Annotated in this window: 26 protein-coding genes; 8 read left to right on the forward strand and 18 right to left on the reverse strand. The window is 31.9% G+C overall.

Features of this window, described 5'->3' with window-relative positions; all coding sequences use genetic code 11:
• Window positions 1–113 precede the first annotated feature (113 nt).
• Both VLC96_RS14145 and VLC96_RS14150 read left to right on the forward strand, forming a co-directional pair.
• Entirely contained in the window at window positions 114–674 is a 561-nt protein-coding gene (locus tag VLC96_RS14145; protein ID WP_325263930.1) for an AraC family transcriptional regulator, read from the forward strand.
• 352 nt (window positions 675–1,026) lie between these two features.
• Window positions 1,027–3,531, forward strand: a complete 2,505-nt coding sequence (locus VLC96_RS14150; RefSeq protein ID WP_325263968.1) for a heavy metal translocating P-type ATPase — start codon at window positions 1,027–1,029, stop codon at window positions 3,529–3,531.
• A gap of 75 nt (window positions 3,532–3,606) precedes the next feature.
• On the opposite strand, the gene VLC96_RS14155 is transcribed toward VLC96_RS14150, so the two are convergent.
• From VLC96_RS14155 to VLC96_RS14210, 12 genes are all read right to left on the reverse strand, one after another.
• Window positions 3,607–4,122, reverse strand: a complete 516-nt coding sequence (locus VLC96_RS14155) for a DinB family protein (protein ID WP_325263932.1) — start codon at window positions 4,120–4,122, stop codon at window positions 3,607–3,609.
• Between the two features lie 381 nt (window positions 4,123–4,503).
• Complete coding sequence (locus VLC96_RS14160) at window positions 4,504–5,589, reverse strand: AI-2E family transporter (RefSeq protein WP_325263933.1); 1,086 nt, start codon at window positions 5,587–5,589, stop codon at window positions 4,504–4,506.
• Between the two features lie 99 nt (window positions 5,590–5,688).
• Window positions 5,689–6,387: an ion channel gene (locus VLC96_RS14165; protein ID WP_325263935.1), complete on the reverse strand. Its 699-nt coding sequence runs from the start codon at window positions 6,385–6,387 to the stop codon at window positions 5,689–5,691.
• Between the two features lie 250 nt (window positions 6,388–6,637).
• Window positions 6,638–8,206 (reverse strand): MFS transporter, encoded by a 1,569-nt coding sequence (locus VLC96_RS14170; protein WP_325263937.1) that lies wholly within the window; start codon window positions 8,204–8,206, stop codon window positions 6,638–6,640.
• Between the two features lie 52 nt (window positions 8,207–8,258).
• Window positions 8,259–9,323, reverse strand: a complete 1,065-nt coding sequence (locus tag VLC96_RS14175; RefSeq protein ID WP_325263939.1) for an HlyD family secretion protein — start codon at window positions 9,321–9,323, stop codon at window positions 8,259–8,261.
• A gap of 9 nt (window positions 9,324–9,332) precedes the next feature.
• A complete protein-coding gene (locus tag VLC96_RS14180) occupies window positions 9,333–10,667 on the reverse strand; it encodes a TolC family protein (protein ID WP_325263941.1) in 1,335 nt (444 codons plus the stop codon).
• Between the two features lie 44 nt (window positions 10,668–10,711).
• Window positions 10,712–11,629, reverse strand: a complete 918-nt coding sequence (locus VLC96_RS14185; protein WP_325263942.1) for a transporter — start codon at window positions 11,627–11,629, stop codon at window positions 10,712–10,714.
• Window positions 11,630–11,739: 110 nt separating this feature from the next.
• Entirely contained in the window at window positions 11,740–12,492 is a 753-nt protein-coding gene (locus VLC96_RS14190) for a hypothetical protein (RefSeq protein WP_325263943.1), read from the reverse strand.
• A 348-nt stretch (window positions 12,493–12,840) separates the two neighbouring features.
• Window positions 12,841–13,323 carry a hypothetical protein gene (locus VLC96_RS14195; RefSeq protein ID WP_325263945.1) on the reverse strand — a complete coding sequence of 161 codons (483 nt, stop codon included), beginning with the start codon at window positions 13,321–13,323 and terminating at the stop codon, window positions 12,841–12,843.
• A gap of 140 nt (window positions 13,324–13,463) precedes the next feature.
• Window positions 13,464–14,702: a BamA/TamA family outer membrane protein gene (locus tag VLC96_RS14200; RefSeq protein WP_325263946.1), complete on the reverse strand. Its 1,239-nt coding sequence runs from the start codon at window positions 14,700–14,702 to the stop codon at window positions 13,464–13,466.
• A 110-nt stretch (window positions 14,703–14,812) separates the two neighbouring features.
• Window positions 14,813–15,334: a DUF4251 domain-containing protein gene (locus tag VLC96_RS14205; protein ID WP_325263948.1), complete on the reverse strand. Its 522-nt coding sequence runs from the start codon at window positions 15,332–15,334 to the stop codon at window positions 14,813–14,815.
• A 134-nt stretch (window positions 15,335–15,468) separates the two neighbouring features.
• Window positions 15,469–15,900: an META domain-containing protein gene (locus VLC96_RS14210; RefSeq protein ID WP_325263949.1), complete on the reverse strand. Its 432-nt coding sequence runs from the start codon at window positions 15,898–15,900 to the stop codon at window positions 15,469–15,471.
• A gap of 124 nt (window positions 15,901–16,024) precedes the next feature.
• On the opposite strand from VLC96_RS14210, the gene VLC96_RS14215 reads away from it, so the two are divergent.
• The 4 genes from VLC96_RS14215 to VLC96_RS14230 all read left to right on the forward strand — a co-directional run bounded on the left by VLC96_RS14215 (window position 16,025) and on the right by VLC96_RS14230 (window position 19,085).
• Window positions 16,025–16,549 (forward strand): DUF8685 domain-containing protein, encoded by a 525-nt coding sequence (locus VLC96_RS14215; protein ID WP_325263951.1) that lies wholly within the window; start codon window positions 16,025–16,027, stop codon window positions 16,547–16,549.
• A 71-nt stretch (window positions 16,550–16,620) separates the two neighbouring features.
• Entirely contained in the window at window positions 16,621–17,142 is a 522-nt protein-coding gene (locus VLC96_RS14220) for a superoxide dismutase family protein (protein ID WP_325263953.1), read from the forward strand.
• Window positions 17,102–17,728: a YdeI/OmpD-associated family protein gene (locus VLC96_RS14225; RefSeq protein ID WP_325263954.1), complete on the forward strand. Its 627-nt coding sequence runs from the start codon at window positions 17,102–17,104 to the stop codon at window positions 17,726–17,728. The genes VLC96_RS14220 and VLC96_RS14225 overlap by 41 nt, the downstream gene beginning before the upstream one ends.
• Before the next feature lie 154 nt (window positions 17,729–17,882).
• The gene (locus tag VLC96_RS14230; RefSeq protein WP_325263956.1) at window positions 17,883–19,085 is read left to right on the forward strand and encodes an LETM1-related biofilm-associated protein; all 1,203 of its coding nucleotides are present in this window, start codon (window positions 17,883–17,885) and stop codon (window positions 19,083–19,085) included.
• A gap of 139 nt (window positions 19,086–19,224) precedes the next feature.
• On the opposite strand, the gene can is transcribed toward VLC96_RS14230, so the two are convergent.
• From can to VLC96_RS14250, 4 genes are all read right to left on the reverse strand, one after another.
• Entirely contained in the window at window positions 19,225–19,869 is a 645-nt protein-coding gene (gene can / locus VLC96_RS14235) for a carbonate dehydratase (RefSeq protein WP_325263958.1), read from the reverse strand.
• A 70-nt stretch (window positions 19,870–19,939) separates the two neighbouring features.
• Complete coding sequence (locus VLC96_RS14240) at window positions 19,940–21,595, reverse strand: SulP family inorganic anion transporter (protein ID WP_325263960.1); 1,656 nt, start codon at window positions 21,593–21,595, stop codon at window positions 19,940–19,942.
• Window positions 21,596–21,902: 307 nt separating this feature from the next.
• Entirely contained in the window at window positions 21,903–22,190 is a 288-nt protein-coding gene (locus VLC96_RS14245) for a hypothetical protein (protein WP_325263962.1), read from the reverse strand.
• Window positions 22,191–22,402: 212 nt separating this feature from the next.
• Window positions 22,403–22,882: a Dps family protein gene (locus VLC96_RS14250; RefSeq protein WP_325263964.1), complete on the reverse strand. Its 480-nt coding sequence runs from the start codon at window positions 22,880–22,882 to the stop codon at window positions 22,403–22,405.
• A 139-nt stretch (window positions 22,883–23,021) separates the two neighbouring features.
• On the opposite strand from VLC96_RS14250, the gene VLC96_RS14255 reads away from it, so the two are divergent.
• Window positions 23,022–23,963 carry a LysR substrate-binding domain-containing protein gene (locus VLC96_RS14255; RefSeq protein WP_325263965.1) on the forward strand — a complete coding sequence of 314 codons (942 nt, stop codon included), beginning with the start codon at window positions 23,022–23,024 and terminating at the stop codon, window positions 23,961–23,963.
• 373 nt (window positions 23,964–24,336) lie between these two features.
• On the opposite strand, the gene VLC96_RS14260 is transcribed toward VLC96_RS14255, so the two are convergent.
• Both VLC96_RS14260 and mnmC2 read right to left on the reverse strand, forming a co-directional pair.
• Window positions 24,337–24,534, reverse strand: a complete 198-nt coding sequence (locus VLC96_RS14260; RefSeq protein WP_219319001.1) for a hypothetical protein — start codon at window positions 24,532–24,534, stop codon at window positions 24,337–24,339.
• A 145-nt stretch (window positions 24,535–24,679) separates the two neighbouring features.
• Window positions 24,680–25,339: a tRNA (5-methylaminomethyl-2-thiouridine)(34)-methyltransferase MnmC2 gene (gene mnmC2, locus VLC96_RS14265; protein WP_325263969.1), complete on the reverse strand. Its 660-nt coding sequence runs from the start codon at window positions 25,337–25,339 to the stop codon at window positions 24,680–24,682.
• A 305-nt stretch (window positions 25,340–25,644) separates the two neighbouring features.
• Between mnmC2 and VLC96_RS14270 the strand changes: the two genes are divergently transcribed.
• Window positions 25,645–26,660 (forward strand): branched-chain amino acid aminotransferase (locus VLC96_RS14270; protein ID WP_325263966.1); only part of this gene is annotated, 1,016 nt, incomplete at its 3' end.

The following is a 26,660-nucleotide window of genomic DNA, read 5'->3' on the forward strand; positions in this document are numbered from 1 at the left end:
AGCCACGACTGTCCCTGAATGACATCGTGGCTTTTTTATGTTATAGAATTTCCTAACATCTCTACTTCGAGATAAAATCATTAAATTTATATCTCAAAATCAAAATGTAGAAGATGAAACTTTACATCAAAAATATGGTTTGTGGCCGTTGCGAAATGGCAGTAAAATCAGAATTGGAAAAGCTAAATATCCCTATTCTTTCACTAAAATTAGGCGAAGCAACACTGTCCAGAAATTTAGAAACTAATGAAAAACTAGCATTAGAAAAAAACCTCAACACTCTTGGTTTCGAACTATTAGACGATAAAATTAGCAAGACCATTGAACGCATCAAAAACCTTATAATTGATTTGGTTCACTATCAAAATGAAAAACTAAAAATCAATTTATCGACCTATTTAGCCGAAGATTTAAAGCAGGATTACAGCTCATTGAGCAACCTTTTCTCAGAAACCGAAGGCACCACTATTGAACAATATTTTATCACTCAAAAAATTGAAAGAGCCAAAGAATTATTGATTTATAATGAATTAACATTGAGCCAAATCGCCTTCGATCTCAATTACAGCAACGTATCGCATTTGAGTAACCAATTTAAAAAAGTGACCGGCTTCACCCCTAGCAACTTCAAAAAACAGAAAATCGTTGAGCGCAACCAAATCGATCTTTTATAAATATTATTAAAATTATTGGGGCAAGACCCCATTTAGGAAAAGGGGCATAATCTAGCATATCTTTATACGCCCCTTTCCCTAAATGCGGTCGGGCTATCCGTGCTACTTCGGTAGCTTACTTTTATCCCTCTTGCGGCTTTTCGGCTTCAGAAATATTTTATCCATTATTATTATTCAATATTGTTTTTTATAGATTTTTTTTAGACAAACATTCAACACAATCTTGTCATTTTAATCGTGTCAACTCAACCAACCGATTTTTTATAATTTTACAAAACTTTTCCAAAATTGTACAAAGTCTCGATGCCGTTTCATTCTGAAATTTGTAAAACATATTTAAATGAAAACACAAATGAATCATACCTACACAATTACCGGAATGTCTTGTAATAGCTGTCTATCAAAAGTAGAAAAAGCTTTGAATGAAATTGATGGTGTAGAAGCTACAGTTTCTTTAAATCCGCCTATTGCCACCATTACAACTGATAATAAAGTTTCTATTTTTAAACTTCAAAAAGCATTATACACTGTTGGCAATTATGTCATAAGCGAAAGCGATACTTCAAATACAAATTCCCTTTATAGCACACCTCATCAACATCATCACGAAGAAACAGTCGCATTGCCAGCCAGTGCTTCTGGAAAATATTATTGCCCGATGTTTTGCGAAGGCGATAAAGTCTATGACGAACCAGGAGATTGTCCAGTTTGTGGTATGGATTTGGTTAAAGCTCCTGATTTAACCATTAGCAAAACGATGTACACTTGCCCAATGCATCCTGAAATAGTCGAAGATAAACCCGGAGATTGTCCTATTTGCGGAATGGATTTAGTACCAATGAAGCCTGTTGAGGAAGAAAACAAATCCTATACCGACTTGCTGAAAAAAATGAAGATAGCCATTGTATTTACACTTCCTGTTTTCATAATTTCAATGACAGAAATGATTCCGAATAATCCGTTATCACAAGTAATGGACAGCCAAAAATGGAATTGGGTACAATTTCTCTTGACACTTCCTGTTGTGTTTTATGCGGGCTGGATATTTTTTGAACGTGCCTGGAAATCGATAATCACTTGGAATCTGAATATGTTTACATTGATTGGAATCGGAACTGGAGTTGCTTTTTTGTTTAGTATTGCCGGCCTTTTATTTCCAAACTATTTCCCTGAGGAATTCAAACATCATGGTACAGTAGCCCTCTATTTTGAAGCCACAGCAGTTATCCTGACTTTGGTTTTATTAGGACAATTAATGGAAGCTAAAGCCCACGGACAAACCAACGCTGCAATAAAAGAACTCCTGAAACTCGCACCCACCGAAGCCACTTTAGTCATTGATGGCGAAGACAAAGTAATATCAATTCACGACATCAAAAAGGGAGATTTATTACGTGTAAAACCCGGAGAAAAAATCCCAGTTGATGGAAAAATTACAGTAGGAGAAAGCTCCATCGACGAATCAATGATTTCGGGAGAGCCTATTCCTGTAGACAAATCAATTGGAGATAATGTAGTTTCTGGGACCATCAACGGTAATAAATCTTTTGTGATGATTGCAGAAAAAATTGGTTCAGAAACTTTGCTTTCGCAAATTATTCAAATGGTAAACGATGCGAGTCGTTCCAGAGCACCGATCCAAAAATTGGCAGATAGTATTGCTAAATATTTTGTGCCAATTGTGGTCGCAATTTCGGGCATAACCTTTTTAGTTTGGGCTAATTTTGGTCCTGAACCTGCGATGGTTTACGGGTTTATCAATGCTATTGCGGTTTTGATTATTGCTTGTCCATGTGCTTTAGGATTGGCAACACCAATGTCAGTTATGGTTGGAATTGGCAAAGGAGCGCAATCGGGAATTTTGATAAAAAATGCCGAAGCTCTGGAAAACATGAACAAAATAGACGTGCTGATAACCGACAAAACCGGAACAATTACAGAAGGAAAACCTTCGGTAAATAAGGTATACTCTGCAAATAATGAAGAAGAAAATCTATTGCAAAACATTGCTTCTTTAAACCAATACAGCGAGCATCCTTTGGCACAAGCTATTGTTAATTATGCTAAAGCAAAGAACGTTTCATTAATAGAAATCAAGGATTTTGAAGCTATTTCAGGAAAAGGAGTTATCGGAACAGTGCTTAACAAAAAAATGGCTTTGGGAAATAAAAAAATGATGGAGCAAATCAAAGCAATTATTCCTGAAGATTTAGAAACCAAAATCATCGCCGAACAAAAGCGAGGAAAAACCGTTTCATATATTTCTATTGACCGAATTGCTGTTGGTTTTGTCTCTATTTCTGATAAAATAAAACCAACCAGTATTAAGGCGGCTAAGGAATTGATGCAGCAGGGAATTGAAATTATAATGCTAACTGGTGACAACGAAAATACCGCAAAAGCTGTCGCAGATGAATTGCATTTGACCAGTTATATTGCCAATTGTTTACCCGAAGACAAACTTTCAATCGTAAAAAATCTGCAAGCCAAAGGAAAAATTGTAGCCATGGCAGGTGACGGAATTAATGATGCACCAGCTTTGGCTCAAGCCAACATTGGAATTGCGATGGGAACCGGAACTGATGTTGCCATTCAAAGTGCCCAAATTACTTTGGTAAAAGGCGATTTGCAAGATATTGTAAAAGCCAAAAACTTAAGTCATGCTGTTATGAGAAACATCAAACAGAATTTGTTTTTTGCGTTTATCTATAATGTTTTAGGAATTTCGATAGCTTCGGGAATGTTATATCCTGTTTTCGGAATTGTGTTATCTCCGATGGTTGCTGCTGTGGCAATGAGTTTTAGTTCGGTTTCGGTAATTTTGAATTCGTTACGATTGAGGAATTTCAAAATTTAAATTACGTGATTGTGATGTAGAGATGCACTGCAGTGCATCTCTACGGTGCATCTCTACAAATGTTTTTATCAAAATTTAAACAATTACCGCTTCATAAATTCTTTTCAACTGTCTCAAATGTCGTTGAGAATGGTATAAAACAAAATGTAATAATTCATATTTGGTAACTGATCCAAAAGGGAGATTTTCTATTATTTCGTCAAGATTGGTGTTTTTTGAATTTTCATTTAATTTTTTCACACAATCTGATAGTTCATTAATTACGTTTTGCTTTTCGAATGGTCCATCATCGGGGATAATTTCCTGTGGAGATTTCATTTTTATTGAAAAATTGAGGAAAATATTTTTGAGTTCGATGACCTTTTCTGAACCATTTTTATCAGATAATTTTCCGTTGATTTTCATCACTTGTGCAACTCCGCTTGTGGATTTTGTTACATGGTTACATAATTGTCCAGCAGTCCAACTATCTTGATACGGAACCTGATTGATTTGATTATTATCCAGCATTGAAATCATATCGACTAATTGTTTGAAAGTGTCATTGATTTCTTGAATTAATTCTTCGGAAGTTGAATTTTCTGTTATCATAATTTTTAAGTTAAATATTTACAAAACAGCATATTACACTTATACAAAGATATTTATTAATTCGAATAAACTTTTTTAACTTCTCAAAATTGTATTTCATAATTATCTATTTCTTTTGTCCATAGATAATGTTTTAATTCAAAAAAATGGTAGCAGGTTTTGGAGTTGAGTGTTCTGTCATTAGTGATCGGAATTTAAATTCCTTAAACCGTGAAGATGTTGGATCTTTAAATTTGAAGTTGACTAATAAAGTTGATTTTACTGCGTGAGGGATAGAAATAAGCTACCGAAGTAGCATGGATAGCCCGACCGCATTGAGGAAAGGGGCTTTGTAAGCGCTACTATTGGTAAGCCCCTTTTCTCAACGTGGTCACGCCCAAATTATTCTTCCTGATAAATTTCTACTTTGGTAGTTTCGGGATTGTCGTTCATCCAGGCGATGAAGAGTTTATAGCCGATTGAAAACACAATTGGACCTACAAACAACCCGATGAATCCCGACATCATAAATCCGCCAATTACTCCCAAAAAGATGACTAACATTGGTACCATAGCGCCTTTTCCTAGTAATAATGGTTTTAAAACATTGTCTGATAATCCGCTGATGATAAAAAATATAGTCCAAAGAATGGCCGCGGTGGTGTTATCTTGAGAAAAAAGGTAGGCGATTACGCCGAGATTGATGATAATAGGTCCGACTTGAATGATGGATAACATCAGGCATAAAACTGTCAAAACTCCTGCAAACGGGATATTGGCACCAAAAAGTCCAACAGCTTGTATCAGGGTTTGAATAATGGCTACCCCCAAAATTCCTTTGACTACCTGGAAAACGGTCGATACAAATATGTTTAAATATTCATCACCCGATTCACCTGCTACTCTTCTTATGAAATTGGTTGCTAATTGTTGCGCACTCGTTGAGACTAGAAAAACGCCTGCAATGATAACCGAAAGTATGATTTGTAACAATGCAGCTCCTGAACTTACTACTTTTGCTAATATAATTCGGGAAATCTCTAAAATTTGCTCTTTGTATTGCAATAAACCTTTTTCCATATCAGAAGATAATGCATATAAAAAATCGTATGCCTTATCCCCTATTATAGGCCAATCTTTGATGTTTTGACCTGGCGTTGCCACTTTGATTGTGCCATTTTCTACTCCTGTTTTTAACTCGGCAACCGAAGAAGTAACTGAATTAAAAAAAGCAACTGTTGGCAAAATAATCAGTGCCAGAAGTGTCAATGTAATAATTGTAGAAGCCAGACTTTTGCGCCCATTTAATTTTTTTTGCAAAAAATTGAAAAGCGGATACAATACAATCGCCAATATAATTGCCCACAGAATTGGCATCATAAAAGGCAACAAAAGTTTGATACAGAATCCTAAAATTAGGAAAACAAGTGCTAATTGCAGAATGACTTCAAAAAGATGTTTGCTTTTGTATGGGTTTGAATTTTCCATAAAGAATTGTTTTAAAGATTAGATAATGAGAAAATTTGATAATTAGTTAATTAAAAAATTGGATAATTTAAAACTTAGAGGTTTTGAAACTCAAAACTCTTACGTACTCCTTTTTCCTTTATTTTCATTGGCATCAGAAACAAGACGGCCAATAAGAATTACAGGATATAACACCCCAACTATTGCTTCTACCTGTACTAAGGAGCGTGCGAAAGGATGCAAAGGCACAATCTCACCATATCCTGTTGTGGTAATAGTTATATAACTGAAATATAAAAAATTAGCCTGTGTTGTATTACTTTCAAAAGGAGGCAGTGTGATTTGAAAAGCTCCGGGAATTTGTTCATAAATAAACAGATAAATTACAGACCATAAATTGGCCAAAAGCATATATACCACTATAGAACCAACGACTCTGTATTCGGTAATTGGACCGGGCTCGAATACTTTCATCAGCACCAAAACAATCAGTAATACAAAGGTGGCAATAGTACAGACTATATCGGCAAAAAGGACAAATGGTGTCCGTTCAAAAACAGAAATCCATCCGAAAAGAACAAAAAAGAAAGGAATAATAAAAAGCGAATATCTGTGTTTTTTGGATCTGGACAAAGCTACAATTCCTGCCACGAGAAACATCAGCCAAAAGATATTGATTATGACCATAAATGAAGAATAACTTCCAAATATTGGAATCAAAACGAAATGCATGATAAAAAGTAGCACTAGCATGCCACTGAGACCGCTTTCTTTGGTCCAAAAATGATCTAAAAAAAGGTATTTCTTTTGTTCAAACATAATATTTTTCTTTTTAGATGTTAAGATTCTGAGTTTCTAAGTTTTTTTATTTTTTTTAACCAAAATTCAGCATTCGAAAAGTCTTTTTTTTAAACACATAGAAACATAGATTTTTTAAGTTTAAAAAAAGACACTTTGTTTTATATAGATTACATAAGCTATGTGTAAAAACTGGTTTTTTCCATTCTATCTTTTAACATTTTCTATAAATCTATGTTTCTATGTGTTTAAAATTTAGCTTAGAAACTCATTAAAACGGTATTGGTTCTACAACAACACTTCCAATAGGTCTTCGGGCTATTCTAAAAAGCAAAAGAATTAGAATTGGAAAAAAGCAAAGTGCTGTCATTACCAGATAAATATCCTTGTACGCTAACATTAATGCTGATTTAGCGGTTTGATTAGAAAGGCTTTTTTCGGCATTCTTTTGTGCTTGATCTACTGATGCTCCCTTGCTTAAATAGTAATATTTCGTTTTATTTAATTGTGCTTGTGCCATTGGATTTAAAGCCGATAATTGCTGACTAAGACCCGTTTTATGTTGTATGTTTAAATTCGATATAAAAGTTCCCAAAATAGCTCCACCTAACAGAGAAGCAAAAACAACACGGCAAATTACACCACTCATCATTCGGGAATCGCCCAAAGGTTTCGGAACGTTTTCGGAAATATAAAGAGATGCAGCCGGATACAAAAAACCAATAGCCAATCCTTTGAAAATAAAAGGCCCGAAAAAATCGGTTGAATCAATTTCGGGATAAAATCTAAAATAAAGAATGGCATGGTACATTCCATAGCAAGTGAAACCTAAAACCCAAATAGTTGACATATAAATCCGCTTGAATAATAGATAAGTCGATAACGGAATTGCAATAAAAAGACCAATAAGGATTGCCAAATGAGTTCGGGCTACATAAATACTGTCAAACCCTAAAATATTAGTCATAAAACCTGTTACAATGCTTCCTGTTCCATTCATCATTCCGGTATAAAAAAAAAGAAATGATCCCAAAACCACATTTTTGTATTTGTAAACATCTGTGTTAATTAAAGGTGATTTTGTCAATCGGACGTGAATTAAATAAACGCCTAAAATAATCAGTAATGAAGCCACTGCTAGAGTTACTTTGGAATCGCTCAACCAATTATGAGTTTGTCCTTCGGCACAAAGGAAAAGGATAACGATAAAAAAGAATAGTAGAATAAACCAGCCGCGCCAATCAAATTCAAAGGGCGTTTTCATAGGTGCCACGTCTTTTTTATAAAAAATCCAAGCGAGGAGTATTGCAATCAAAAAATTGATATTCAGAAAATAAATTCCAAAAGTCCAATTGTGAATACTGCTCATTTGTGTGCCAAAATATTGATACAACTGTTTACTTCCCTGCATTATAAACTGAACAATTCCATACAAAATAGGCATGTTGAAAGTGGGATTGTATTTTAAAAGTATTGGTATAATCGTGGCAAAAATTCCGATGATGGAAAGAATTGCTAAAAACGAACGCCAAACAGTAAACCATTCAATTGAAGTTGCAAATAATGTTGCTGTATTGCAAATAATCGACAGGAAACTAACTGACAAAACAAGTGTTTTGAGAGGAACTTGCTTTGCTATTTTTAGTACCAAAGGCAAAAAAAATAACATTGCAAAAAAAGGAATATATGTAGAATAAGTAAAGACAAGTGTTGATGCTCCAAAATGTCCCAATATTTGTGAGTTGTCATAGGAAGTGACATTCATTGCATTAAAAAAAGGAACCGTAAGAACATATAGTCCTACAAGTGTAAACACGCTTCCTCTTTTGATTGAAATCATAGTTTTAGTTTTTAAACACTAATTACTGGTGTAATTCGTGTTTATTATATTTTTATTTTTTAATTTCCACAGTAACATTCATTCCTGGTTTGACATTTTCTAGCTCTTTTGCAGTAGCTTCAAAATCAATTTTTACAGGAATTCGTTGTGTGATTTTTACAAAGTTTCCAGTGGAATTGTCTGGCTCGACCATTGAGAATTTAGCTCCCGTTGCTGGTGAAAATCCCGATACTTTTCCTTTGAATTCTTTATCGCCAAGAGCGTCAATTGTAATGGTTACTTCCTGACCTTGTTTTATTTTTTCAATTTGAGTTTCTTTAAAATTAGCCGTAACCCATAATTTTTGATTTAGGACTAAAGTTGCCACCACCTGATTCGCATTAATTAATTCACCTACAGAAATAGTTCTTTCGCCAACATAACCATCGGCAAGGGCTATAATTCGGGTATAAGATAATTGTAATAACGCGTTGTCTAAATCGGCTTTTTTGCGGGCAACGGTTGCTCTTGCTGCTTCCAGATTGGTATAACTTTGTTTTGCCATCGAGCCGCTAGCTAATAATTCTTTTTCTCCTGCTTTGAGATAAGCTTTTGTCGATTCTAATTTTGATATTACCTGATCGTATTGATTACGAGTTACAGCCGAATCGGCATACATATTTCTAAATCGTTGGTAATCTTTTTCAGCTTTATCAAGATCTGCTCTATCTCCTGCTAATTTATTTTTAGAAGCCGCCTCATTGGAAGTAGCGGTAATAATATTTTGTTCCAACGAATGTAAATTTCCTTCGGCAACAGCCAAATCGGCTTCGGCTTGTTTTACTTTTATTCGATACTCTTCATCATCCAAAACCACTAAAGTATCTCCTTTATGAACAAATTGATTAGCTTCAAAATGAATTGATTCAATATGTCCCGAAACTCTTGCGGTTACACTATTGATATATGATTCTACCTGAGCATTATTGGTGGTTTCATATCGATGAAAATCAAAAAATAAACTCAATATCCAAATCCCTCCAATCGCTATAAAAACAAAAGAAAGAACAGTCAATATTGTATTTCTTCTTTTTTGCCCTTGATTGGCAGTTTCGCTGCTTTTGTTTTCTTCGTTCATAAAAAAGTTTTAAAGTTTTCCCATTGCATATTGCAAGAAATAATATTGAATAATCGAATCGATATTGGCATTATTTAATGATATTTTGGCTTCATTCAATTGCAATTCGGCATCGACAATATCACTGATTAAGGCAAAATCATTATCATAACGGCTTTTTACAATTTTATAATTACTAAGTGCCAAGTCCACATCTTTTTTGAAAGTCGAAATATTCTTAACGCTTTCGGTAAATCGCACATAAGCCGATTTTACATCCTGATTAATCATGTCTTTGGTCGCATCAAGGGCAATATTGCTTTTGTCAATTTGTAATTGATCGCTACCAACACGATGTTTTAAATTATAAAAACTAGAAATATCCCAATTGAGCGACAAACCCGCAGCCCAATAATTTACTATGTTGGGATAATTTGGCCATGAAGCCGGATATTGAGTATTGAATAACAAGTTTGCATTAAGATTAGGCTTGAAAGCGCTTTTGGTAATATCCATATTGGATTCGGCTATTCTGACATTGATTTCCGAACGTTTGATTTCATATCGATTTTGATAAGCTTCAGAAAGGCTTTCTTCTAAATTGGCATCCATTTTCGGGATCAAAATTCCATCTAAAACTGGTTTTAATTTGGTGTTCGTCGGAAGCCCAATTAAGATATCCAAATAATTACTGATGAGCTCAATAGAATTTGAATTTCGAAAAACATCTACTTCGAAATTAGATTTTTGCAGTTCGGTTCGTAATAAATCACTTTTTAGATTCTGACCATTGGCCACTCTTGAATTAAGTTGTTTTATTCGTAATTCTGTATTGATAATATTCTGTTTGGTAACTTCAATTTGCTTGTACAATTTTTCGAGGTTAAAAAATTGTGAGGTAATGGTTTGTTTTATTTCGGCTTCGGTCATTTTTACCACCGATTCCTGCATACTGACAATTAATTTTTGTTTGTCGATTTGATTATTAATAACACCGCCAATATATAGTGGCACTGATGCTAAAATTCCCGCTGAACCCTGATGATTAAAATAATCTACTGAAATGTTCTTTTCATAAAACCCTTCATAAATTTTGGGATTTGCAATGTAACTATATCCCATATTCAAACCAATCAAAGGTGATTTGGCGATTTTGGTCTGGTCTAAATTTTCATTAGCAATAGCAACATCCGAATTAGCTAATTTAATTTGATTATTATTCTGAATCCCTAATTGTATTGCTTCGTCCAATTTTATAATCCTAACGGAATCATCAGTTTGTGAATAACTTAGACCGTAACAAAAGCAGGCTATTATAAAACTAACAGACCCTCCTCTTATTTTTATCAAAATTGAACAATCCATTAATAACTTTTTTAAATTAAAAATTCAAACAAAATAGTATCGCTCTAAAAGAAAATATATTGATAAGAAAGCATAACTGAATCATAATTTAGGCCTAAACTTTTGAAAACACCTGTATTGAATTGCAATTTAACCGATTGGCTTCGGGACAATGGAACCGACCAAGTTGCTCCAATTCTACAACTATTGATTATACTTCCTGCAGGTAAATCATCAACTATTGTTTTTCCACCGCTAAACCAATTTGCATTGATACCAACCCACATTTGATTTTTAAAATAATAATTCACATGACCTTGAAATGAAAAAACAGGATTTTGATCCATTTCTTTATTAACAAGAAATTCGTCATTTTTTGTATAAAACCAAACCCCAGAATATAACTCGGCATAAACGTGTTCAAACCGTTTTGAAATTCCAACTTCAGGTTTAAATCCCCAACGATTGGTGCCAATATTTACTCTTTTATCAGATTCATAATGACCTGTTGGCACTGATGTTACCAGACTTACACCAAATATTGTTTTTTGTTGGTATTTACTAAATTCCTTTCTATCCAAAGCAGGAGACCCCAGTAAATTAACTCCAAATCTAATTCTCATGTCACCAAATCCTGTTCTGTTTCCAGTAATTTTATCGCCGTTCACGGTAGCATGACCATCCATTATTACAAATGGTAACACCACTTGAACCCTAGCCAATTTATCTGCCAGACCAAAAGTATGCATATACCCTACTGCTAAATTATTACTTGAAATGATAAAATCTTCTATAGGCAAAGTAGGTTCAGAGACTACATCACCTTTCATAAATCCATAACTACCAACTATTACATTACCATCTTTTGGCATGTTTGCGTATGCTCTTGGTTCCAAATCCTGAGCTGATAAAGCATTGCAAAGCATAAAAAAAGTTGCAATTGACAGAATATCTCTTTTAACATCTCTAAAACTTAAAACCATATTCAAGAAATTAGATAATTATTATTTTAATTACTTTTTACAGCATTCTTAAAGTTGAAATTAAAAAAACCTCAAAAAATTTGAGGTTATTTTGTATTCATTTTTATAGTTTAAAATCGATATCCTATACTGATGTTGTATCTAAATCCAACTGCTGTAATAGATTGTACTCCTGATCTTTTAACACCTTCATCATTTGTCAAATCACCTATATTAGGATATTTGTCTTTTATTGCAAGGATAATTTTTTGAAGTACCTCGTTTTCATCCAATCCAGGAATATCATTTGCGAGCTTAGCATTAAAACCGTAGTGAGTTACAGAAGGTCCAAATAATACACAATCAATAACAAATCGATCCCATAAAACAAACTGATACCCAAGTTCTCCGCCAACATTGGTCAAATTAAGTCTGGAAGTAAAATCGGATGTGCTCACAGCTCCATTTTCAGGGTTTGTATGAATTAATTGTCTATCGGTTTTAAATTGAAAAAAACTTATAAATGGAGCCAAATAAACACCTCTGGGAGCACTGTGTTTATTGATTTTTCCTAAATAAAATCTATAATCTGCGCCTATAGAAAATCCAGTTCTGCTACTATTTTTAGCAAAATTAACCTGATCAAGATCTATTGTAAATAATGGGAATTCCTGATATCCGCCAAAAACGTTTATAGACTGATTTTCTTTGATAATTCGTTCATATGAAAACTGAAATGAATTATCATACAGCATTGTATTAGTGACATTAAATTTTACAGAATTTTTAAAATCCCGAGTGGATCCCTGAGCACATACATCTGAAAAAACAAATAATACAAAAGCTAAACTGAAGGCAATTCTAAGCGAAGTTAAATTTCTCATGTTTTAATTTTTTTATTATAAAATCATGCTATATCTATTCAAATTTAACATTTTTTTTTAAAATAAAGAAATGTAACCTGACAGATTTATTGTAAAAAGACTAATAAATTAACATATGTATTAAAATCTGAAATAAGAGTTTACTTAGAACACTCAATAAAAAATTTCAGGCAGATGTTTTTAGTTGAGATTTTTCAACTAATCAAAAGTTTTTAGGTTGAAAAAAACTGTTTTAGACTGCTATAAAACAAACAGTTTTTTCTAAGTTAAACTGAATTAACTATTCGTAAAATAAAAAAAAAAAGAGTGTATCGTTTTGATTACACTCTTTCTTTGGTAGTAGAAAATTTATTTAACTTTTGTCATATCTAACTCACCGACAAAAGGAATTGCATTTTGAAGACTGCTTCTAATTTCGGTTTGCAGATAAATTTCAAGTTGAATAAATCTAGCTGCATTTACTGCTCCGATCGCTTTTTTTACTTTTTCGTAATATGTTGCATATAATTTATCATAGGCAGCATTATTTTTTAAAGCTTGTTTGGCAATTGCATCAGCTTTTGCATCTGTTAAAGCTTCATAATCTGTAGCGTATTGATTAATTAGTTTAATTTTTTCTTGCCCTAATTTTTTTCTTTCAACTTCATAAGCATTATAAATTGGAGTAAAAGCTGTTGCCTGTGCTCCCTTTAAACTCATATATTGATTTACTAATTCTGTCTTGGATTTTCCATAAACAGATTGTACCACATCGACATCATCTTTTAGAGTAGACTGACCAAAAATTGTTGTTGAAAACACTACTGCCAATAATAAAAATACTTTTTTCATAATTGTTTGTTTTTTAGTTATGTATGAAACAAATATAAGGATTTATCCCTATTAGCCTTTACTATTTTATATAAAAAAAAGAAGAAAAAACAGTTTATTTATTACCGAATGTTTCCTCGTCACAAAAACTCAAAAAACATTTAGAATGTTTCGCCGCCACTTAGATAAAAACCCTTAAAGTGATTTCCGACAGCATAATCAAAAACAAGATTGGTTCGGGTCGCTTTATCTATTAAAAGTCTTAAACCAACACCAAATGCCGGCTGAATATATTCGAAAAGCTTCACATTTTCATACTTGTTACTGGCAGTCGTTAAGTTTACAAAAACAGTTCCGCTCAGAATTTGATTGCAGGTTATTGGAAATCGTAATTCACTTTGAAAATAAACCAAATTATTTCCGCGAAATAATCCTTGCGTATAGCCTTCGCCACTACGATTACGCTGATCCCAACCTATTGCTGGTAAATTTAAATAAGGCACAACACCATTAGTTACAAACTGTCCAAAAGTCCAAAATCCTAAAACAAATTGTTCTCTTTTGGGATCTAAAGGCAAAAAATACCGAAACTCGGAATACAATACATTACTGGATTTCTGATCATTAAAAATATCCCAATTAAACCTATAATTTAAATTTGCAAACCAACCTTTTCTCGTATTGATTTGATTATCTCTCGAATCAAAAATAAAATTAAGACTCAATCCGTTTACAAAATATTCCTTATCATTAAATCCGTTTGCAATACTATAATTATAATGATTGGTTAATTTTCCGCTTGCAACATCAAGGTTTTTATCAACGATAGAAGAATACCAATCTATATTAACACCACCGCCAACATAAAAATTTTCATTTACTTCCCAAGAAACTGTTTGATGGAATTTAAAATAATTATAATCCATTGGCTCTTTAATTGATTCAATATCAAAGTTTGAATCATTTCTTGGAATAATATTAGTTCCTAAACCGTAATTGGGTTGCGTAAAAATATACATCCTGTAATCTCCGCTTAAGTAAACTTTATTGTCGTTTAAGAGGATGTTATTTTTCACGTTAATCATTAACTGTTTTTTAGTTGTAAAAACTACTCCAATATTTGCAGAAGAATATTTATCCTGAACATCTTTTCCCTTAAAAGTATATTGTGCAGTTGCACCATAACTAAAGCCCGTTGCTGGTTGCACTCCAATTATTGGAACAATGAGCAAAAAACTATTTTTTATAGGTTTTACTACGATAAGAGAATCATTTTTTTTAAATATATCAAAAATGGTTTTTGGAGGACACAACTGCTCAGCATCAGAATTGACTTGTGCAGTAATCAAACTTTGATTGAAAAAAAAAGTAATTATAACAGGAACTAAAAATTTAAACATATAGTTTTTCATTTTAATGATTCTGTAAATTATTAAACAGATATAAAAATAATACAAAAAATCATTAATTACACTATATCAAGCGTTTACAAACTACAAGTTCCTGAAAATTATTTATTATTTTTTTTGATTTCAAGTTTTTGAATTCGTCCATTGTAACTAATTGGACTGCGATGAGTAGAACTAATTGACAAATTAGCATCCCCATCATAATAGACCGTTAATACAAAATCAAAAGTATCAGAATCTCCTTTTACTTCTCCTTTGATTGTAAAATTTTTGCTTGTTTTTTTTATAGAATAATCCTTTACGAGACCTTTAAAATCCATTCCTCCCTCATTACTTCCATAGCCGACATTGCTATAAGCACGGCCAAAAAAAGGCATTTGACTATCTATAGTATCTTTTTTGACTCTAAAATAATTTGGGTTTGTTGTCAAATTAATACTTCTGGTTCCTTGGGGGTAAGCCATATCCGCTTCAAATTCATATTCTCTGGAATCCACCAAAGCTTCTGTGGCTTTTAACTGAGTAGCCTTTTTTTCATCTTTTAATTGTTTTTTTGTTTTTTCTTGTGCAAAACCAATCATCATCGAAAAAGAGATAAAAAAAGTCATAATTAATGTTTTCATAATGAAGTCATTTAATGTTATTTAATCACTTAATTCATTGGAGTAAACACTTAATTGAAGTTGAAAATTACTCTAAATATTTGTTTGAAACACTACAATTCTTATGCCAGCAAAAAGTCTTCTTATTGATATAATTAATTTTTGTGAGTGAACCGCATCATAACAACGTTTCCAATCAAAAAATTTAAAGTTTTGCCTTCGTCTGTAATGGAATAGGTTTCAATTTTTTGAAGCGTTTCCATATAAAGTGTATGTCCGGTACCTTCGCAGGCCATCATTGTCATTCCCATTTTGGCATCTTTGAAATCGATATTTTTACCATTAACAATCAATGCCCCAAAATATTGATTACAGCTGTTATTTCCGGATACTTTTTTATTAACTACATCAAATACAATTGTTGGCTTTTTATTAGGATATAGACCATCAAAGACAATTTTAGGACCGGTAATATAATTTAACTCCCAAGCTCCTTCAAGCGAAGAAGATTCTACAACAGCCTTTTTTGTTGTGCAAGAAGTAAAACTCATGCAAATAATCGTTATCAACAGCACTATTCTCCTCATAATTATTGATTTAGAATTAAAATTACCTACTGTAAATATAAAAAAAATTAATAAGAAAAAATAGGATTAGTTTTGAATTTGCTTTTTAAAAAAGGTATAATTATTTTCGTAAAAAAGAAAAAAAATGACATTATTAGGAATAGGATCCCGCATTGAACATCCAGAATTTGGAAAAGGAGTAATTACCAATGTTTCATCCAAAGAATATTGGGTAACATTTATAGAAAATGGACTTGAAACCATTCCATTGAACGATGATTTTAAAGTTATTGAAGCAACTGTAGATGAAGTCGATACAGTGAGTTTCTCAGAAGTTGAACAATCGTTAAGAGACCTTTTGAAAAAATGGTCTGACGTTTCTGAAATTGTACCTATCGGAGACAAATGGAAAGGAGGAAAACTGATTTTGGAACCAGGACAAGCTGGATTGGCATCCAAAGAGATTCCAATTGATACTTTTTTTCATAAAATAATAATGGTTCGTGACCGTTTACGTGTTATGGAGCAAAAAATAAACAGCAGTAAAATTGAGGAAATTGAAAAAATTGAATTACAACAATACATCACACGTATTTATGGAAGTTTAACTTCATTCAATATTTTATTCAAATCGCCTACCAACCATTTTGTTGGGGAAAAATCAAAATAGATTTACATATAGTTTATTTTAATACGCTTTTTTATACGTAATTTTATAATTCTAATTAAAATTATTAAACTATGAAAAAAATAATCTTCACAATTTCAGTCGTCATAATCGCCATTATTGGTTGTAAAAGTACAGCCACAGATTCTAAAACTTTAAATCTGACTTTTGAGTCCAAGAGTAATAGCAACGTTACAGGAACTGCAACATTTACAGAAAAAAATGGAAAAGTAACATTTGTTGCTAAAATTTCCGGATTACAACCTGGAGTCCACGCGATTCATATCCACGAAAAATCAGATTGTTCGGCAGCGGACGGAAGTTCGGCTGGAGGCCATTGGAATCCAACCTTCAAAAAACACGGAAAATGGGGTGATGCAGAATATCACAGAGGTGATATCGGTAATTTTACAGCAGATGAAAAAGGCAATGGTACTATAACATTAACAACCGATGAATGGGCTATTGGAGGTGATGATCCAACAAAAGATATCTTAGGAAAAGGACTTATAGTTCACCAAGGCGCAGATGATTATGTAAGCCAACCTGCAGGAAATGCTGGAGCAAGAGTTGCTTGTTCAGCAATTATTAAGTAAAAAAAACATTTCTAACTTGAAAGAAAAAGAAGTTCATTATTTTAAAAACACAGCAGCTTGGCGAGAATGGTTACATGAAAATCATAATACGTCAACTGGTGTGTTTTTAATTTTTTATAAAGTCGGTAGCCCTTTCGAGAGTATGCGTTGGGAAGAAGCGGTTCAGGTCGCACTTTGTTATGGCTGGATAGATTCTACCGTGAGAAACATAGATGAGCACACCAGAAAACAGCTCTTTACTCCCAGAAAAACTAAAAGTTTTTGGAGTAAAATCAACAAGGCATACGTTGAACAACTTATTGCTGACAATTTAATGCATGAAAGTGGTTTGGCAAAAATTGAAATCGCCAAACAAAATGGCTCCTGGACTTCATTAGATACCGTTGAAAGTTTATCTATTCCCGAGGATCTGACACTTGCATTCGAACAGAATAAAACCGCTTTTGACAACTACCAAAACTTCAGTCCTTCGTATCGAAAAAGTTATCTTTATTGGCTTAACCAAGCAAAAAGAGAGGAAACAAGAAAAGCTAGAATTACTACAATAATTGACCTTTGTAATCAAAACAAAAAATCAAGAGACTAATTTAGCTAGTTTATAAGTTTACTGATTTTTTTTCTTATTACATATCTAATGCAAAACATTAAAATTGCTATTTAACAAAATAAACAATTTTATAACTATTAGAATTAGGCACAGATTTATAAAAAACATAGTTTTGTATAATCAAATCTAAACAATGATTAACCCATCGGCATCTGGTTGGATAGAAAAATTTTTTATAAAACTAAAGTTATCAGAAGATAATATTTCTGAAACTGAGGCTGCCTTTTATCAAAATTTGAGAGATACTGGTTTTATTTACGGCCATATCATTTCATTTGGTACTCCATTAGAAATAGAAACCAAAGACTGGTTTAAAGAGGAAATTTCAAAAATTGCTTTACTAAATGCTTTGTACGGGATTTTTTCGATAATAAATAAAGATAAAGACCCTTCCATTTTTATTGAACAAGCCAATCTTTTTTATAAACAAATGCATCCGGAAGGATTCAGTTTATTCAAAAAAATTGTCACAAGAAATTCACCTGCATCTACATTAGAAAAAATAATAGACGAACGCGTTCAAACAAATGATAATATAATCAACAAAAGCTTCTCGCATTTGGTTACCAATGCGCTGTTGTTTATAGATGTTTTGGCTTTTCGACAATATTTGATTCAGGGTCAAATTCCTGAAAAATATTTAAAGAAAATTGAAGAAACGATTGTTAACATCGTGGTTTTAGCTTTAAAAATAAAGACTAATAAATCACAATACGATGATTTATTAATTAAATTATTTGAAGCTTCTATTCGTTATAGTAAATTCTCTAAGAAAGAAAATATTACATTAGAGACTTTAGATCTAGATTATTTTACTGGTGAACTTGAAAAAAAATACTTAATAGATATCGCTGGAATGTCGTTATGGAGTGATGGGGTTATTGAAAATAATGAATCTTATTTTTTACATACTTTGGCAAAAACTTTAGAAATTAATGATGATTTTGTAACACTAAGCATTAGCAATACCGACAGTTTTATAAGTAAGCACAAAAACGAAATTCCATATTTTAATTACTCAAATCCGGTAAAGCATTTCTATGATCAAACAACCAGAAGTGTCACTACTTTAATTTCTCGTAACAAATCAAGATTAGTTAAAGAAATTCTCGAAAGTAAAGAATTAATGTTGCTTTTAGCGCATTCCACTCATCGAGATTTGAATGAAAAAGAAAAGAAAAAAGTAAAAAAGCAGTTATTGGATATTTGCAAAACAATACCTTCGCTAACGATATTTTTATTACCCGGAGGAAGTTTATTATTGCCAATTTTAATAAAATTCATTCCAAAACTATTGCCTTCTGCATTTAATGAAAATTTAGATCTTGATGACTAAGTATTTAGGTGATTGAGCATACTAATATCTATTATAAAAACATCTGAATGATTTAAATAAAAATCATTTTTAATCATAAAAAAGGCTGTCAATATCATGACAGCCTTTATGTTTGAAATAGTTTCTTAAATATTTAAAACTATATTTTTTTGAAATTTAATTGATATACTTCATCCAAATCTTTATCAGAGCTGAAGTTTACACCTAAATCGGTTACAAATCCAGAATTTAATCCATAAACCCAACCGTGAATAGACACATCCTGCCCGTTTTTCCATGCAGATTGTAAGATAGAAGTTTTAGCCAAATCAAAAACTTGCTCTTTCACGTTAATTTCTACAAAGGCATTAAAGCGATCAGTTTCATCAGGAATTGAATCTAAATATCTGTCATGTAAACGATAAATATCTTTTATATGACGAATCCAGTTATCAATGATTCCAATAGAATCGTTACCCATTGCAGCTTTTACACCTCCACAACCATAATGTCCGCAAACAATAACATGTTTTACTTTCAAAACGTTGACTGCATAATCCAATACACTCAACATATTCATATCAGAATGAATTACCATGTTAGCAATGTTTCTGTGAACAAAAACTTCACCAGCTTTGGCACCAATAATTTCGTTTGCAGGTACTCGACTATCAGAACAACCAATCCACAACAATGGAGGTTGTTGACTCTTGGCTAAATCTTTAAAAAATTCTGGATCTAAATTCAATTGCTCTTCAACCCACTTTTTATTATTTTCTAGTATTTTTTTATAAAAATCACTCATCGTAGTTAGTTAATATCTATTTAGTTAGTTAAAAATATCGCTTGTTATTTACAGTTTTTAAAATTACAAATTATTCTGAGAAAGTACGGTCAACAACCTTTTTTTCGACAATCTCCCTTTTAATAAAATCATAATGGTGCTCGATAGAAACATGATTTTGGATCTCGTTCGTGTTTTCCAAAGCATATTCTTTTTTGAAACCAATTAATTTTACTTTAATATTATCATCAATAGCTCTCGTTGTTTTGAACTCATTAATTAAATCCAAAATATCATGAGCTATGTAAACAGTATCTTTGGCATCTATAACCACTGTACTGTTTTTTGGTATTCCCGCTAGTGTAATTTTGATAGCCGCTTTATTCAAGAAAGAAACTTCCTGAGCTAAATCGATATGAATAATATCACCATCAACATATTCATTTTTTCTAAAACTATACGCTCTTTTTAGATTACCTCTCAACACAAATATAACGCTGATGATGATTCCCAAAACTACACCTTTCAACAAATCTGTAAATACAACTCCAAGGAAAGTAGCTATGAAAGGCAAAAATTGATATTTCCCATAACTCCAAAAATGTTTGAAAGTAGCTGGCTTAGCTAATTTATACCCCACTAAAATCAATACAGCTGCAAGTGTAGCCAAAGGAATTTTATTCAAAATAAAAGGAATTGTTAAGACACAAACCAATAATAAAACCCCATGAATTATAGTCGATAACTTCGATTTAGCACCCGCTGCGTTATTAGCAGAAGAACGAACAACCACAGATGTCAACGGTAATCCACCCAATAATGAACACACAATATTACCAATTCCTTGCGCTCTTAATTCGACATTTGGATTTGTGTAACGTTTGTGTACATCCATTCTGTCCGCAGCTTCGATACATAAAAGTGTCTCAATAGACGCAACAACAGCAATGGTTACGCCAACTACCCAGACCTGTGGATTCAAAAATCCCGCAAGATTTGGTGTTACAATAATTGCCTTAAATTCATCAAATGATGATGGTATTGGTAATGTAACTAAATGCTCTTTTCCTATTGCTAATGAACTACCTGATGCAATAAAAAATTCATTCATCAATATCCCGACTGTTACTGCTACCAAAGCTCCCGGAACTAATTTCAATTTCTTTAAAGCCGGAACTTTATCCCACATAATCAGAATTCCAATAGAAACAGCCGCAATTAAAATAGCTCCTAATTGAAAATAATTAAAAATATTTAATATAGCTGAGAAAGTATTATCACCTGTAGTTTCGACAAAAGTTTGCTCCCCTTCATGATTGGCATCATAACCAAAAGCATGAGGCAATTGCTTCATAATAATGATTACACCAATACCAGCCAACATACCTTCAATAACATTGGTTGGAAAATAATTTGAAATGCTTCCTGCTCTTAGCAAGCCTAAAGCCAATTGGATTACACCAGCAATCAAAATTGCTGTTAATAACATATCAAAGCTCCCTAAAGTGGTAATTGCAGTAAGGATAATTGCTGTTAAACCTGCAGCTGGGCCAGAAACACTAATATTTGACTGACTCAAAAAACCAACAACGATTCCACCAACAATACCTGTAATAATTCCAGAAAACAAAGGAGCGCCAGAAGCCATAGCTATTCCTAAACAAAGTGGCAGCGCCACCAAAAAGACAACTAAACCAGATGCAAAATCCGATTTGAAGTGCGCGAAAAGATTAGTTTTATTTGACATAAAATAAAATTTTAAAAAATTAAGATTGAAAGAATTTCTATTACAAAAAAATGTAATAGCAAAAGAGATTCAGAGAATAGGTACTCTATAAAAATTCCATTATTTCATCAATATTTGAGTAACAAATATTAAAAGAATGGTAATTAGAGATGCATATTAAACTATGTGCACTAATGCTTTTTTGTATCTGATTATTGATAAATAACAATCTAGTTCAAATAAATGCAAATAGCATCAAATACAGCTAATACACAATTAAATTGCTTAATTAACCAATTCTAATAATAATGAAAAAAAGGGGAAATACCTAAATCGCGTTTGGTGGAGGTATAAATATTGAGGCACTGATTAAATCATGTCTCGATAGATTTTCAAAAATGATAAGACTAGATTCATTTTTAAAATCCAAAAAAGAAATTTCTACATAAGAATCAAAAGTATAATCCTTTTTGTCATGTTTAATTTCTTCGCTAGAAGAGTTACTATTTCCGCAAAGGCTAGTATTATCCTTGTCTTTTTTTAGACACACCGAAATCGTTGGTGCTACTAAGAAAAAAACAAATAGTAATAATATTATACTTGCAAAAATTTTCATATTTGATAATATATTTTATTGATATGTAAATCGCATTCGTTTTAGTATTGTCACTAATCTTTGAATAATGCTCATTTCATGTCAACAAAAATAGAAGATAGAGTGTGAACAAAAAAATTAGTTCTACAAAATTAATCTAATTTTAACATTAATAAAATAGCCTAAATATCACAAAAACATTTAGGCTATTATAATTTATAAATTTATAATGATTACAAACTTTCTTCTAACCAAGCTTTCATCATCCAAATTGTTTTTTCTTGTTCAACAATAAAGTCACTCATCATTGAACTTGTTCCTTCGTCATTGATATCTGATGCTTTTGTTAGAATTTCTCTTTCTATCTTTAATAATTCAGAAAGAGAAGTGACAATTAACTGAATACTTGCTTCGTCGTTTGAAATATTTTTTCCAATTGGCAATTGATTAAATTTTATATAATCTTCAAAAGTATGCAATGGTCTTCCGCCCAGCGTTAAGACTCTTTCAGCAATTAAATCAATTTTTAATTGAGAATCGTTATACAATTCTTCAAATTTCAAATGTAAATCGAAGAAGCGTCTTCCTCTGATATTCCAATGCAAACCTCTTAAACTCTGATAATAAATTTGGTAATTTGATAATAACACATTTAATTCTACAATTATTACCTCTGATTCTTCTACTGGTAACCCTAAAACATTAATTTTCATATTCTTATTTATATTTCTTTCCAAACATTTGGAAAATTTCATTCGCTTTATTATTTCAATCTAAATTATCTAATAATCGCAAAAAACAATTATAAATTAAATTGATTGTTTTTATATTTGCATAAAAATATATTATCTAATGACAATTACACAACTCAAATATGTATTGGCTGTAGCTGAACACAAAAATTTCACTCTGGCTGCCGAAAAATGCTTTGTAACTCAACCAACTTTGAGTATGCAAATACAGAAAATCGAAGAAGAACTAAATATTCAAATTTTCGACAGAACCAAAAAACCAATTCAGCTTACAGATATCGGATTAAAAATTGTATCTCAAGCCAAAAACATTGTTAATGAAGCCGATAGGATTCAGGACATTGTTGAGCAACAGAAAGGATTCATAGGGGGTGAATTCAGACTTGGAATTATTCCAACGATTATGCCAACATTATTACCAATGTTTTTGAATAATTTCATTAAAAAATATCCGAAGGTAAAGTTAATCATTGAAGAATTAAATACCGAAGAAATTATCATAAAATTAAAGAATGGAAATCTGGATGCAGCCATTGCTGCTACTCCGTTAGAAGATGAAAAGATAAAAGAAATCGTTTTATACTTTGAACCTTTTGTCGCTTACATTCCAGAAAATAATGCAGTTTTCCAGAAAAAAGAAATTGAAATAGAAGATCTTAATATTAATGAAATATTACTGTTGCAGGATGGACACTGTTTTAGAGACGGAATTCTGAATTTGTGTAAAAATAGAAACGAAACAGATCTTAAACCTTTTCAAATTGAAAGCGGAAGTTTTGAAACATTAATAAAATTAGCTGATGAAGGACTAGGCACAACACTACTTCCTTATTTACACACATTGGATTTGAAAGATTCAGACAAATTAAAGTTGAGACATTTTAAAGAGCCGAAACCAGCTCGTGAAGTAAGCTTAATCTATCCAAAAAGTGAATTGAAAATACAAATTATCGATGCCTTAAGAAATACCATTTCGGGTGTTGTAAAAGGTGCCATTGTTTTTCAAAACGTTCAAATTGTTAGTCCACTTTTAAAGAAATGATGCAACAAAAAAAAGGAACCAAATTTGGTTCCTTTTTTTTACTTCTAACTTACTACAAGAAGTTAAAAGCATTTATAGCTTTTTCAACAACTTACTAAAAAGTGCGGTATCAAAGCCACTCTTTCGAGTACCGTTTTGTATATTTCCAGTTAATTCCAGATATACAACAAAAAGGTTTAAATTTAAATTAGTAAACAGTTGCAAATCTATTTAAATAATTTAAACTCTCAAAGTCTTTTAACGTATAAAAAACACAAACTGACGATAAAATACAATTTTTTAACAAAAAAATCAAGTAAAATATTACAAAGTACATATTTGTTATTTTATGTTGAAACAAAAAGAGGAACCAAATTATTGATTCCTCTTTTCGTTATGGGTTTACAATTACTAGACACTGCTTTAATTCAGGTTTTTCAATGGTGAAATTAAACAACCACTCTCTTAACTGATCCAGTTCAAAAGGCAACAGAGTTCTGATTGCTTTTTCTAATTCTTTACAAAAAAGTACTGGGTCAAAACTAACTCTTTCTAGTACCGATTTTGTATAATCAAACATTATTTTAGACATATAAATTAAGATTTTTGGGGTTATATCTCGATTCCTTATGTTGTAAATGTACATTATTTTTCAAATACCAACATTTTTTTTAACACAGAAATAGGAAATTTACAACGTTATAGTTGCAAAGTATTACAAAATATAGATATTAAAATTATTTTCTTGCCCGGAACATTTCTCTCTTTCCAGGAGGGCCAGCTAATTTTTCTACTGTAAATCCAGCTTCTATCATATTTCTTTTTATGACACCCCTCGCTGCGTAAGTTACTAATACAGAATTACTTTTGAGAGACTTAAACATTCTTTCAAATACATTTACACTCCATAATTCTGGTTGAACACGATATCCAAAGGCATCAAAATAAATTAAATCAAACTTTTCTATATCATCAATTTCTTCAAAAAACTGTTTCCTTTTGGTCAAGCTAAAGCTTTCAGACAATGCATTTTTTTCATTCCAACTCATCACATGCATTTTATCAAATATAGATTTAGAATCCTCAGCCTTCAATTCATCCGAATAATTCATTGATTGCAATTCTGCTTCAGAAATTGGATAAGCCTCGACACCTACATAATCAATTGTCTGATTTAATTTTTGTGCTTCTAAAAAAGTTATAAAAGCATTCAAACCTGTTCCAAAACCAATCTCAAGAACAGAAACTTTTTGATTGGGGAATAATGCTAATCCATTTTTTATGAAAACATGTTTGGCTTCTTGTATTGCTCCATGTTTCGAATGATAACATTCGTCCCAATCTTTTATGTGTATTGTGGTAGAACCATCGGAGGTGCGTATAATTTCTCTTTCCAAAGTGTTGTAGTTGAATTGATATAGCATTTGCGCCGCTATATTGCTTTCAAAATTAAATAAAAGAATTTCTTATCGTTACCTAAAAACCATATTTTTTATATAATCAACAGAATTTAACATCATTTTCGATATAAAATTATACAATAACTAAATCATAATTAAACATCATAATTAATGGTTTTTTGACAAGAATTTATCTGATTTTTGTTTAATTTTGCAACAATAATAGTAAGCAACAATAATTTTCTTTTTGCGAAGCTTATTATTAAAAACAATTTTATTTTAAAATAATACATGCATTAATTATGAGCACCACTCAAACCAACAAAATAGAGACAAAAAAAGCAGCTACTTCAAAAATAAACGAAGTTGATTTTGATAATTTATCTTTTGGAGCTGTATTTACAGATCATTTATTAGAATGTGATTTTATTAATGGAGAATGGCAACAACCGGTCATTAAGCCTTATGCTCCACTTTTACTTGATCCGTCTGCAAAAGTGTTTCACTATGGCCAAGCTATTTTTGAAGGTATGAAAGCTTACAAAGATAACAATAACGACATTTGGCTTTTTAGACCAGATGAAAACTATAAACGTTTCAATAGTTCAGCAGTAAGAATGGCTATGCCTGAAGTTCCAGAATTTGTCTTTATGGAAGGCTTGAAGCAATTATTAAAACTAGACGAAGCTTGGGTAAAAAATGATAACGGAAGTAGTTTATACATTAGACCTTTCATGATCGCAACCGGAGCCGGAGTTGTTGCAAATCCTTCTAGTGAGTATAAATTCATGATATTATTATCTCCTGCAAAAGCTTATTATTCTGGAGAGGTAAAAGTATTAATCGCAGAACATTATAGTAGAGCTGCAAACGGAGGTATCGGTGCTGCAAAAGCTGCAGGTAACTATGCTGCGCAATTCTACCCAACAACATTAGCAAATAAAGAAGGATTTCAACAAGTTATCTGGACAGATGACGCTACACATACAAAACTGGAAGAAGCTGGTACAATGAATGTGTTTTTTAGAATAAATGACACTTTATTGACCGCTCCTGTTAGTGAAAGAATTTTGGATGGTATTACTAGAAAAAGCCTTATCGATATGGCTAAAAAAGAAGGTATCAATGTAGAGGTGCGCCCTGTATTGGTTTCCGAATTAGTAGAAGCTTCAGAAACAGGAACTTTGAAAGAGATTTTTGGAGCTGGAACAGCTGCAGTAGTTAATCCTATTGCTGGATATTCATACAAAGATATTTATTATGAATTGCCAAAAGTTGAAAACTCTTTTGCTGGTTTATTAAAAGACAAACTAACTAA

Source organism: Flavobacterium sp., from assembly GCF_035456085.1.
In the GTDB taxonomy this organism is placed as follows: Bacteria; Bacteroidota; Bacteroidia; order Flavobacteriales; family Flavobacteriaceae; genus Flavobacterium.

Coding starts and splice junctions, on each gene's coding strand:
- VLC96_RS14175 (WP_325263939.1), bottom strand. CDS start 9,323: ATGAACGAAGAAAACAAAAGCAGCGAAACTGCCAATCAAGGGCAAAAA.
- VLC96_RS14215 (WP_325263951.1), top strand. CDS start 16,025: ATGACATTATTAGGAATAGGATCCCGCATTGAACATCCAGAATTTGGA.
- VLC96_RS14170 (WP_325263937.1), bottom strand. CDS start 8,206: ATGATTTCAATCAAAAGAGGAAGCGTGTTTACACTTGTAGGACTATAT.
- VLC96_RS14180 (WP_325263941.1), bottom strand. CDS start 10,667: ATGGATTGTTCAATTTTGATAAAAATAAGAGGAGGGTCTGTTAGTTTT.
- VLC96_RS14245 (WP_325263962.1), bottom strand. CDS start 22,190: ATGAAAATTTTTGCAAGTATAATATTATTACTATTTGTTTTTTTCTTA.
- VLC96_RS14205 (WP_325263948.1), bottom strand. CDS start 15,334: ATGAAAACATTAATTATGACTTTTTTTATCTCTTTTTCGATGATGATT.
- can (WP_325263958.1), bottom strand. CDS start 19,869: ATGAGTGATTTTTATAAAAAAATACTAGAAAATAATAAAAAGTGGGTT.
- VLC96_RS14220 (WP_325263953.1), top strand. CDS start 16,621: ATGAAAAAAATAATCTTCACAATTTCAGTCGTCATAATCGCCATTATT.
- VLC96_RS14185 (WP_325263942.1), bottom strand. CDS start 11,629: ATGGTTTTAAGTTTTAGAGATGTTAAAAGAGATATTCTGTCAATTGCA.
- VLC96_RS14225 (WP_325263954.1), top strand. CDS start 17,102: ATGCTGGAGCAAGAGTTGCTTGTTCAGCAATTATTAAGTAAAAAAAAC.
- VLC96_RS14145 (WP_325263930.1), top strand. CDS start 114: ATGAAACTTTACATCAAAAATATGGTTTGTGGCCGTTGCGAAATGGCA.
- VLC96_RS14155 (WP_325263932.1), bottom strand. CDS start 4,122: ATGATAACAGAAAATTCAACTTCCGAAGAATTAATTCAAGAAATCAAT.
- VLC96_RS14150 (WP_325263968.1), top strand. CDS start 1,027: ATGAATCATACCTACACAATTACCGGAATGTCTTGTAATAGCTGTCTA.
- VLC96_RS14165 (WP_325263935.1), bottom strand. CDS start 6,387: ATGTTTGAACAAAAGAAATACCTTTTTTTAGATCATTTTTGGACCAAA.
- VLC96_RS14190 (WP_325263943.1), bottom strand. CDS start 12,492: ATGAGAAATTTAACTTCGCTTAGAATTGCCTTCAGTTTAGCTTTTGTA.
- VLC96_RS14240 (WP_325263960.1), bottom strand. CDS start 21,595: ATGTCAAATAAAACTAATCTTTTCGCGCACTTCAAATCGGATTTTGCA.
- VLC96_RS14210 (WP_325263949.1), bottom strand. CDS start 15,900: ATGAGGAGAATAGTGCTGTTGATAACGATTATTTGCATGAGTTTTACT.
- VLC96_RS14230 (WP_325263956.1), top strand. CDS start 17,883: ATGATTAACCCATCGGCATCTGGTTGGATAGAAAAATTTTTTATAAAA.
- VLC96_RS14195 (WP_325263945.1), bottom strand. CDS start 13,323: ATGAAAAAAGTATTTTTATTATTGGCAGTAGTGTTTTCAACAACAATT.
- VLC96_RS14200 (WP_325263946.1), bottom strand. CDS start 14,702: ATGTTTAAATTTTTAGTTCCTGTTATAATTACTTTTTTTTTCAATCAA.
- VLC96_RS14255 (WP_325263965.1), top strand. CDS start 23,022: ATGACAATTACACAACTCAAATATGTATTGGCTGTAGCTGAACACAAA.
- VLC96_RS14250 (WP_325263964.1), bottom strand. CDS start 22,882: ATGAAAATTAATGTTTTAGGGTTACCAGTAGAAGAATCAGAGGTAATA.
- VLC96_RS14160 (WP_325263933.1), bottom strand. CDS start 5,589: ATGGAAAATTCAAACCCATACAAAAGCAAACATCTTTTTGAAGTCATT.
- VLC96_RS14260 (WP_219319001.1), bottom strand. CDS start 24,534: ATGTCTAAAATAATGTTTGATTATACAAAATCGGTACTAGAAAGAGTT.